This is a genomic window from Burkholderiales bacterium, assembly GCA_013695435.1.
GTDB lineage: Bacteria > Pseudomonadota > Gammaproteobacteria > Burkholderiales > JACMKV01 > JACMKV01.
The window spans coordinates 1-4,120 of record JACDAM010000143.1 but is presented as its reverse complement, the minus strand read 5'-3'; the positions used below and the strand labels follow the sequence as shown (position 1 = coordinate 4,120).

Annotated in this window: 3 protein-coding genes; all 3 read left to right on the top strand. The window is 63.2% G+C overall.

Going from position 1 to position 4,120, the window contains the following annotated elements; genetic code table 11:
• Positions 1-666 (top strand): FtsX-like permease family protein (locus tag H0V78_07520; GenBank protein ID MBA2351627.1); only part of this gene is annotated, 666 nt, incomplete at its 5' end.
• A gap of 218 nt (positions 667-884) precedes the next feature.
• Complete coding sequence (locus H0V78_07515; protein ID MBA2351626.1) at positions 885-3,446, top strand: ABC transporter permease; 2,562 nt, start codon at positions 885-887, stop codon at positions 3,444-3,446.
• A gap of 78 nt (positions 3,447-3,524) precedes the next feature.
• Positions 3,525-4,120, top strand: a 596-nt coding sequence (locus tag H0V78_07510; GenBank protein ID MBA2351625.1) for an ABC transporter permease, incomplete at its 3' end; no start/stop codon positions are given.

Sequence of the window (4,120 nt, the reverse complement as noted above, 5' to 3'; positions counted from 1 at the left end):
TTCGGCACCGACAACGGAACCGGGCTGGCCGCCGAAGTCGTCGGCGTCGTCGGAGACGTGCGCTCTCAACAGCTCGCCGAAGAAAACGAGATTGAATTCTATCGCCCGCTGGCCCAGCGCAATTTCCCGTTCTTCATCATCACCGCCCGCACGTCGACCAAGCCGGAAGCGACCGCCGGTATCGTGCGTGTGGCGTTGAACAAGATCGACAGCGCGTTGCCGATCGTTCAGCCGGACACGATGGAGAACGTCATCGCGCAATCGCTCGGCCAGCAACGCCTGACCATGACGCTGCTCGGCGGCTTTGCGGTCATCGCGTTATTGCTGGCGATTGTCGGAATCTACGGCGCAGTGGCCTACACGGTCGAACAACGCACCGGCGAAATCGGCGTGCGCATGGCGCTAGGTGCGCAAACCATTGACGTCCTGCGAATGGTCGTGAAGCAAGGTATGACGCCGGTGCTGATTGGGCTCGTCGCCGGACTTGGAGCAACGTTTGCCGTCGGCCGGCTGCTCACCGCGCAGCTCTACCAGGTTTCACCGCATAACCCGCTTCTGCTCGGCCTGACGGCGGCGGTGCTGGCGAGTGTCGCATTGCTCGCCTGCCTCATCCCGGCGCGCCGCGCCAGCCTGGTAAACCCACTGCAAGCCCTGCGCACCGAATGATCACGCGCGTGCCCAGCAAATCCGGGGAGCGCACGCTTGCAGCGTGCTGGTTTCGGCATTCTGCCGAAACGAACTTTCGGGGCGTGCAACTCCGCCTTAAACCGCAACCGATCCTCTTTTCCCGCCTTCCAAAGTTCGCGATGGCAAAATGCCATCGCCTGCACGCTGCAAGCGTGCGCTCCCCGGAACCTGCACCCCGCGCTTAGCGCACTCCTATTATGACCGACTTCAAATTCGCCTTTCGCCAGTTCTGGAAAGCGCCCGGCTTCACCGCGGCCGCGGTCATCGTGCTCGCGCTCGGCATCGGCGCGAACACCGCCGTCTTCAGCCTGGTGCACGCGATCCTCTTTACTCCGCCGTCGTATCACCGCCCGGCGGAAATCGTGCAGGTCTTCTCCCAGGATAAGAAGAACCCGAAGAGCTTCCGCGCGTTTTCCTATGCGACCTACTGCGATATTCGCGATCACAACAACGTCTTCGACGGCGTCTTCGCGCATGACACCACCGTCGTCGGTCTAGGCGAAAATGGGGAGACGCGCCGGACGACCGCCGACATGGTGAGCGCGAATTATTTCTCCGTGCTCGGCGTCGCGCCGGCGGCCGGTCGCGCTTTTCTGCCCGAGGAGGAAACCCCCGGTCGCGGCGAGCGGGTGGCGATTGTGAGCTACAGCTATTGGCAGAAGCAGGGGCGCGATTCCGCATTGCTCGGACGCACACTCACGCTCAATGGCCGGCCGTTCACGATCGTTGGGATCATGCCGAAAGGATTCACCGGCACGACCAGTCTTTTCGCGCCCGAAGTTTGGGTCCCGCTTGGCGTGTATGAAGAAGTCACGCGCCAGTTGGCCGGCGGCCGCAAGACACTCTCGGATCGCGGTGCGAGCAATCTCCTGCTCGTCGCACGGCTGAAGCCGGGCGTGACCGCCGCCGCCGCGCTCCCGAATTTGCAGGGCCTCGCGGCGAATGAGGAAGCCGCCTTTCCGCTTGAGCAAAAGGATCAAACGTTTATGACCGCGCCGCTTTCGCGCTTCGGCACGAGCACCGATCCGGAAGATGCCGGGCCAATGAAAACAATCGGCGCGCTCCTTACCGGGATGGCGGCAGTAGTCCTGATCGTCGCCTGCCTGAATCTGGCGAACATGTTGCTCGCGCGCGGGACGGCGCGGCGGAAGGAAATCGCCATTCGTCTCGCGCTGGGCGGAAGCCGCAGACGTATCGTTAGGCAACTGCTCACCGAAGGCTTCGTCCTCGCACTCATGGGCGGCGCCTGCGGATTGTTGCTCGGGCTTTGGTCGCTCGATTTGCTGATCGCTTCGCTGGCGCGGATCGCACCCGATCTCGTCTGGGTGAGCGGGACGAGCCCGATCATTTTGGTCGCAGCACTGGTTTTCGCTTTGCTCGGGACACTCGCCTTCGCGCTCGGGCCCGCGCTGAAATTGTCGCGCGTCGCCGCGATTGACGATTTGAAGCTGAACGCCGCCGAAGATCACAGCCGGCCGCGCTGGAAATATCTGCCGCGCAATCCGCTCCTCGTCGTGCAGATCGCGCTCTCGCTCGCGCTGGTCACGGCGGCGGGCTTGTTTATTCGCAGTGCCACGACAGCGGCTTCGGTCGATCTCGGCTTGCGGGTGGAGCAGAGTTTTCTCGTCGAGGTGGATGCGAGCCTGGGCGGCTTTGACCAAAATCGCGCGCAGGATCTTTATCGCGCGATTGGCGAACGGCTCGGCGCTTTGCCCGCAGTGAAACACGCGAGCATTGCCGCGCTCGTTCCGCTCGGGAACAGCTCGATCCGGCGATCCGTGCAACGCGCCGGATCCTACCCAGAGTCCGACGCCAAACCGGCCACGGCCGCGGATGGCCAGACCTTCTCCGCGAATTGGAACAGTGTCGGTGCGGATTATTTCGCGACGGTCGGGTTGCCGCTCTTGCGTGGCCGCAGTTTCACCGCCGCGGAAGCGACTCAACCCGGCGGCCCCGCGGTCGCGATCATCGATGAAATTCTCGCGAAGAAATTGTGGCCGGAGGGCGACGCGCTCGGGCAACGCCTGCAATTCCCGCTCGATAAAAACGCCGCGCCAGAAACAGCCGTCGCGGTCGATGACGGCGAGATCAAACGCGGCGCGCCGATTGAAATTATCGGCATCGTCCCGGCCTCGAAGATGAGCCTGTTCGGCAATCAACAACCGGGCGCGCTCTACCTGCCATTCGCGCGCGGATATCTGAGCAACGTGTTCTTCTTCGTGAAGTTCGCCTCCGTTGCGTCGGGCAGCGAAGCCGCCACCGCCGATCTCCTTCGCCGGACTGTGCAGAGCGTCGATCCGGTCCTGCCGATTCTGACCGTGAAAACCTTTGCGCAACATTTCGATACCAACGCGCAGCTCTGGACCGTGCGCGCGGGCGCCGCTTTGTTCTCTGTCTTTGGCATCCTCGCGCTGGGGTTGTCGGTCGTCGGCGTTTACGGCGTGAAAGCATATTCGGTCGCGCGCCGCACGCGGGAGATTGGCATCCGCATGTCGCTCGGGGCGCAGCGCAACACCGTGCAATGGATGATCCTGCGCGAAGGCTCCGCGATGCTCGGCGCGGGTCTCGCGCTCGGCCTGCTGCTTGCGCTCGCCACCGGCAAAGTCGTCAGCAGTATGCTGTATCAAGTCAGCTCGTTAGACCCGATTACCTTTACCGTCGCGCCGATCGTCCTCGCGCTCGCCGGCCTGCTCGCCACCTGGCTGCCGGCCCGCCGCGCCACTCGCATCAGCCCAATGGCCGCCCTCCGCACCGAATGAGCGCACCGCAACAGCTCTGGGGAGCGCAGGCTGCCAGCCTGCAGTTGTCGGCTGCCAGCCGACAACACGACGGCGGACGTGCTCTCGCCGTTCCCCGCGCAGCTTTTCGGCAGGCTGCCGAAAAGAACAGGCTGGCAGCCTGTGCTCCCCAATCAATGCAGCACAACGCCTAATCTTATGAACGACCTCCGTTTTGCCCTTCGCCAGCTGCTGAAAGCGCCTGGATTTTCCGCTGCCGCCGTCATCGTTCTCGCACTCGGCATCGGCGCGAACAGCGCCGTCTTCAGCCTCGTGCAGACGTTGCTCGTCCAGCCGCCCGGCTACGCGAATCCGTCGGACGTTCTGCAGCTCTTCTCGAAGGACAAGAAGAATCCCAACACCTTCCGCTCCTTCTCGTATCCGACGTATCAGGACATCCGCCAGCAGAACACCGTCTTCACTGACGTGATGGCTTACACGCTCGCGATGGTAGGAATTGGCGAGAAGAGCGACACCCGGCGCGTTTACGCGAGCGTCGTCAGCTCGAATTACTTCTCCGTCATGGGAATCGCGCCTGTTCGCGGTCGTGCCTTTCTGCCGGAGGAAGAAACACCGGGCCGGACAGCGCCGGTCGCGATTGTCAGTCACGGTTACTGGAAACGGCACGGCGGACTGCCAACACTGCTTGGGTCGGA

Coding starts and splice junctions, on each gene's coding strand:
- H0V78_07515 (MBA2351626.1), top strand. CDS start 885: ATGACCGACTTCAAATTCGCCTTTCGCCAGTTCTGGAAAGCGCCCGGC.